The 6,067-nt window shown below is 41.6% G+C and carries 4 protein-coding genes; 3 read left to right on the forward strand and 1 reads right to left on the reverse strand.

Annotated features, from left to right (window positions below; genetic code table 11):
- From VMW39_03660 to VMW39_03670, 3 genes are all read left to right on the forward strand, one after another.
- On the forward strand, positions 1–2,838 hold the full coding sequence (locus VMW39_03660) for a BamA/TamA family outer membrane protein (GenBank protein ID HUW23108.1): 2,838 nt from the start codon (positions 1–3) through the stop codon (positions 2,836–2,838).
- Positions 2,839–3,036: 198 nt separating this feature from the next.
- Positions 3,037–4,674, forward strand: a complete 1,638-nt coding sequence (locus tag VMW39_03665; GenBank protein HUW23109.1) for a carbon starvation protein A — start codon at positions 3,037–3,039, stop codon at positions 4,672–4,674.
- A 164-nt stretch (positions 4,675–4,838) separates the two neighbouring features.
- Positions 4,839–5,054 carry a hypothetical protein gene (locus VMW39_03670; GenBank protein ID HUW23110.1) on the forward strand — a complete coding sequence of 72 codons (216 nt, stop codon included), beginning with the start codon at positions 4,839–4,841 and terminating at the stop codon, positions 5,052–5,054.
- Positions 5,055–5,382: 328 nt separating this feature from the next.
- Here the strand turns inward: VMW39_03670 and VMW39_03675 are convergent, their stop codons facing one another.
- Entirely contained in the window at positions 5,383–5,580 is a 198-nt protein-coding gene (locus tag VMW39_03675) for a helix-turn-helix transcriptional regulator (GenBank protein ID HUW23111.1), read from the reverse strand.
- Positions 5,581–6,067 lie beyond the last annotated feature (487 nt).

A 6,067-nucleotide genomic window follows, 5' to 3' on the forward strand; every position in this document is an offset into this window, starting at 1 on the left:
TTGAAAAAAAAATTTCTCCTCTTTGTCTGCCTTTCATTTTCTCTCCTGTTTTTGAGAAAGCCTCTATCCTATTCGGACGTCTCCTTCGGTAAGAACAAGGTAATCGTTGATCAACACACCTGGCATATTGCAGAGACCGAACATTTCCAAATTTACCATTATCCTGAAGAGAGGCATCTAATTCCTAAAGTAAGCAAGATGCTGGAAAAAGCTTACGAAAAGGTTACCAGTGACTTTAATACCAGTATAGAAAAGAAAACACCTTTCTTCTTATATATGACACATAACCACTTTGAGCAGAATAACATTGCCAGTACCGGAGAGGGTGTCGGTGGTTTCTCCGAGCCCTATAAGAACAGGTTTGTAATTCCTATAACCGGTTCGGATAAAGAACTGGAACATGTGATTACTCATGAGTTCACCCATATTGCAATTTTCAATATCTGGTATGGTGGGTTCTGGAAATCGGCCAGTCTGATGAGATTTGTCTTCTATCCCTTGTGGATAATTGAAGGATTGTCAGAATATGAGAGTAAAGAAGAATGGGAAACTTATGACCATATGCTTTTAAGGGACGTTGCTATTTCCGATATGATAATTCCCCTGGGTAAGTTACACAGTTTCAATCATTTGAAAATGCATCAGATCTCCTTAGGGTATCAAGAGGGACACAGTGCAATCAGTTTTTTAGCAGAAGAATACGGAGAGGATAAAGTTCCTAAATTGATTAAGGATCTTCGGGAAAGCCTGGACATAAATGGAGTTTTTTTGCACACAATCGACACTGACTTATATAGTTTTGACAAAAAATGGCAGAAATATATGAAGGAAAAATATCAACAGGAAGCAGAAGGAAAGGAAGAGGCTGAAATTTATGGGAAGAAACTTACAGAAAATGCCGAGTTCAACGGCCCTCCGGTTCTCTCTCCCGACGGAAAGAGAATAGCTTTCATTTCTACCCGTAACGGATATGGCGACCTGTTTGTGATGAACGTTGACGGAACGAGCCAAGAATCGATTCTAAAATCGGGGATTGGGAAGAGTCTGGATGTCATCCACTACGAAGGACACGCTATTTCCTGGTCCCCGGATGGAGAAAAAATTGCTTTTGCAGGAGAGAAAAGAGAGAAAGATTATCTTTATATAATTAATCTCAGAAAAAATAAGCTAAAGAAACTTCGTCTACCTCTGGAAGTTCTAAAATTCCCTTGTTTTTCGCGCCAAGGGGATAAGATTGTTTTTGTGGGAATGGAAGGAGGTATAAACGACCTCTACTTAGTGGATGCCAATGGGAAGAACCTGGAGAAGTTAACCAGCGATGAGTTCGATGACAATTATCCTGTCTTTTCTCCTGATGATAAGAAAATTGTATATGTCTCTGAAAGGGAGAAACAGAAAGACCTCTTTCTTTTGGATATGGAAACTCTTGCAATTACCCGATTGACTTCCACTCCCAGTGACGAGATTGATCCCTGCTGGGCACCTGATGGTGATAGTATCATCTATATTGGCGATTATTCAGGAATTTATAACATTTACCGCATGGACTTAAGCGATCTCGGAGAAGATATTCAGGAAGAGAATCCGGAACTGGACATTTTCCAATTGACTGATGTCAAAGTAGGAATTTTTACTCCGGAGATATCTCCCGACGGAGAGCATCTACTTTTCGTTTCTTATCGGCATGGAGAGATGAACATTCACCGTGGAGAATTTCCCCGGGAAGAGGTGTTTGTAAAAAAATTGAAGGGAAGAAAAGAGAAAGGGGAAACATCCATAGCCCAATTGCCTCAAGAGCCCACTGGACCCATCATAAGCCCCTATCCCTCTCCAGTGACCAGGATTTATCCCTATAGATTCAAGGCATCCACAGATCTCATTTTTCCTATGCTTTTTTATTCCACAACAGAAGGTCTGTATACAGCTGGATACTGGCAGGCAAGTGATATGCTGGGAAACCATGGGATGACCTCTTATGTGGAGTATGCCTCGGAATATGACTGGCTAACCTATCAAGTAGGTTATATTTATCAAAGGTGGCGGCCTGCTTTAGGCTTTTTCGCTTATGGAAAGACGAGACGCGAATCTGAAGGCGATGATAATAATACAGTCCATACCAGTGAATTTGCCGAAGAGATGATGGTCAGTTATCCTTTTGACCGTTTCCGGCGGGTAGACCTGGGACTTATTACTGAGTCTAAGCGAGAGTGGAATGGAGATAATATCAGAACCCGGGAGAACGGGGTTGCTCTTTCTCTGGTAAGGGATACAACCCAGGGAAAGATTCTGGACATAATGAGCGGTAGCAGGGCCAATTTTACGGTTTATCAAGCATTTAAAGCGCTCGATGGAGACCTCGATTATATAAAGTATATCCTCGATGCCAGGAAATATTTCAAATTATCCGAACGCAATGTTTTAGCATTTAGATTTCTGGGAAGGCTAAGCCAGGGAAAGGATAGAGAAGAACCCTCTTTAGGGGGAGAGAGTAAGTTACGCGGCCTTTCTAAGGGTTACTCCTCGGGGAGCAGGTTAGCCCTGATTAATGCTGAGTGGAGGTTTATGCTCTTTCCGGAAATAAATTGGAGGTTCAGACTTCTCTGGCCGGAGATATATTTAAAGAGCCTGCAATTTTGTCTTTTTACCGATTCAGGAGCAGCGTGGAACGAGCCTGAGGAGATAAGAACAATTTCAGATATAAAAAACACAATTGGAATAGGAGTAAGAATAAACACTTTCCTCATCCAGATGTTTCCCTTTACACTCAGGTTAGATTATGGCTGGCGGACGGATAAATTCAGTGGAAAATTCTATTTTTCTCTGGGTCCCACTTTTTAAATATTGTAATTATGGTTTGGTCGCGTAGGGGCGACCGCAATTTATCCCGATACATCGGGATGGTCGCCCAAGGGCTTTATGCCCGTAAGAATTACGCCCATAAAGGGCTACACTACGAAAAACAAGAACAAGTAAGTATACAATTAGTTTAGTGTAGTTGACAAGATTTCAAAAATTTATTAATATATAAAAATATAAATGAACTCTTTAATGGTAGCTATTATTGCGGTTCTGCTTCTGGGGTGCGGATTTAAATTTTACGGAAAGATTATAGAGAAACTGTGGGACGTTAACCCCCAGAGAAAGACCCCGGCAGTGGAAATGACGGACGGTATAGATTATGTACCGGCAAAGCATTGGACAATTCTCTTCGGACACCATTTTGCTAGCATTGCCGGGGCCGGACCAATCATCGGACCGGTGATTGCCGTAGCTATTTGGGGATGGGTGCCAGCTCTCATCTGGATAGTAATAGGTTCCATATTTATGGGGGGAGTTCATGACTTTTCCTGTTTGATGAGCTCTCTAAGACATAAGGGCAGGTCGATTGGCGATGTTGCCGAATCTACAATGAGCCACCGGGCAAAAATGCTGTTTGCTACTTTCTTGTGGCTGACTCTTATTCTGGTGGTAGCAGTGTTTGCCGCTGTTACCAGTACAACTTTGGTGAACGAACCGAGAATAGTAATACCTACTTTTGGCTTGATTTTCGTTGCCATTCTTACCGGACTGATGATTTATAAATGGAAAATTAACCAGGTGGTTGCAACAGCTATAGGCCTGATTTTACTGGTAAGTCTTCTGATTCTGGGATACTATTATCCCATATCTCTGGGAGTAGAAGGCAGCACAAAAATCTGGATAGTTATATTATTGTTGTATGCATTTATTGCTTCTATTACCCCTGTAAATATTCTCCTCCAACCGCGGGATTATCTATCTACTTTTATCCTGTTTTTTGGACTAATTTTTGGCTATTTAGGACTGTTTTTTTCTCATCCCAGGATGCACACTCCTGCTTTCGTACAGTGGTCTAGCAGTCAGGGGACTCTCTGGCCAATGTTATTTGTCATTGTTGCCTGTGGAGCAATTTCAGGATTCCATTCCTTAATTGCCAGTGGAACAACGTCCAAGCAATTGGCAAATGAGAAAGATGCGAAGAAGGTGGCGTATGGAGGAATGATTCTGGAAGGTGTTCTGGCCAGCCTGGCTCTTATTGCTGTAGCAGCGGGTCTTTATTGGACCGGAGGAGCGGGACGGGAAGGATTGGTCTATCCAGAATTAATTAAGGAAGGGAACTGGATTGTGACCTTTGCCCGAGGTTTTGGTCAGATAGCAGCACCTCTTCTGGGCGCAACTTTCGGCCCATTAGTTGCCATGGTCATGCTAAATAGTTTTGTAATGACCACTTTAGATAGTGGTACAAGAATTAACCGCTATATAACAGAAGAGTTGTTTGGTGAAGGTTTGAAATGGAAAATATTCCAGAACCGTTATTTTTCTACAGCAGTAATCATTTTCTTCGCAGGATACTTAGCATTAGGCAATTGGAAGGCAATTTGGCCAATTTTTGGGGCTTCAAATCAACTGGTAGCAGCGTTGGCTCTTCTGGTAATTACCGTTTATCTCTGGGCGATGAAGAAACCCACAAAATATACAATCTATCCAGGGATTTTTGTTCTATTTACCACCACTGGAGCCTTGATATACCAGGTGCGTGGCTTCATTAGAAATCAGAACTACTTGTTGGCCATAATTGGCGTGATTTTGCTCATTCTGGCCATTTTTATGGTCAGGGAGGGGGTAATAGTCGTTCGGAAAGTAAAACGGGCCTAAAACCCGTTAAATAATCCCTGTCCCTGTCCCGGAGTGGCTTTCTTTGGAAGCCAGAACTCTTTAAAGCTATAATTTTAATTTTTTCGTGCATTTTGGCTGTTTTTGTGATATAATAAAAAACAATCCAGAGGCGAAAAACAAAAGGCCCTCAGAAAGGGAGAACTATGGCAGAAGAGTGTGCAATCTGCGAGAAAGAGGTAGAGAAGACAGTCAAGTGTCCCCTACTAAATAGAAGTACCTGCCTTTCCTGTTGCTTTGCCATATCCTCTGGAAGAGTGGATATGATTCAGAGGATAAGGAAAGAGTATGAGCTGCAAAAGGAAGATATCCTCAAGGCATGTAGCACTTGTCTGGAAAAGGCCGGAGGAGTGGGTGAATAACCCCGTTGTTTAATAGATGGAGCCTTCTCACTTTTCCCAACAAAGTACTGCCACCTTCTTGAGAAGTCCCGCAAAAAAGGAAAGAACTCCCACCTTTATTACCAATTCAGCAAAAAGTTTAGCAGAAAGAGGGATTTTTCTATCCCTTTTAGCCAAAGTTAAAGTAAATTATAAATATGTATTTGTTTCTTTATGATATTAGAAGACTTTCAGGTAGAAATTAATGACTTGGTTTAAGCCAGTTTAAATATTAAAAGTTAACATAATAATCATTATATGTCGTAGTGCGACATCTGAGGAGGGAAACTTTGGGGGTCCTTTGGGGGTTCTAAAGATTACGTCTTTTCTTATTGAGTAATTTCCTTATCTGTTTCAATTTTTCTTCGCTGGGTCTAGCCTTCCCGCTAAACCAACGCTGGACTGTCCTTGTGCTAACTCCAAGTTCCCTGGCTATCTCGCCGGTCTTATAATCATAGTATAAGTAGAATTGGTGAAGTTCTTTGAGTTCTTGAAGTTCTTTTTCCATAAAAGTGGATATCCAGCCGTTTGTAGGCACAGATTCAATCTGTGCAACTGTGGAGTAGCAGAGCTTGCTCTGCGCCTTGCTCTATATGTTAACTAATTGCGAAACAAGTTTCGCTACTCCAAAACTCCGGGGTCCCCCGATGAAATCGGAGGTTGTTCCTCCCTTTCGGGAGAACTCCAGAATAATGAGACCTTTTCAATGGAGATGCCTACAAAATAGGGCATAAAATGGGACAAACAGATATTGGGGAACAGGTTTTTGGAAAAAGTGCCTTAAAACGCAAAATTTAGCCTTTTTTAAAGGCTTATGCCTTATAAAGGGCCATTTTTACGTCAAAAAGGCACTGCCAAGGCAAAAACAGCAAAAAGTAGCTTTAACACAATTATCGTGAGCACTACCAAAAGGATGTAATGAACGATGGCTCTACCAAGTTTCTTATTTTTTCGGAACTCTCTGAAAGCAAATAGTGCCCCGATAATCAGAAGTA

This window comes from bacterium (genome assembly GCA_035530055.1).
Taxonomy (GTDB): Bacteria; UBA6262; WVXT01; order WVXT01; family WVXT01; genus WVXT01.

Excerpts from the sequence above, each read along its gene's own strand:
- VMW39_03675 (HUW23111.1), bottom strand. The coding sequence starts at position 5,580 with ATGGAAAAAGAACTTCAAGAACTCAAAGAACTTCACCAATTCTACTTA.
- VMW39_03670 (HUW23110.1), top strand. The coding sequence starts at position 4,839 with ATGGCAGAAGAGTGTGCAATCTGCGAGAAAGAGGTAGAGAAGACAGTC.
- VMW39_03665 (HUW23109.1), top strand. The coding sequence starts at position 3,037 with ATGAACTCTTTAATGGTAGCTATTATTGCGGTTCTGCTTCTGGGGTGC.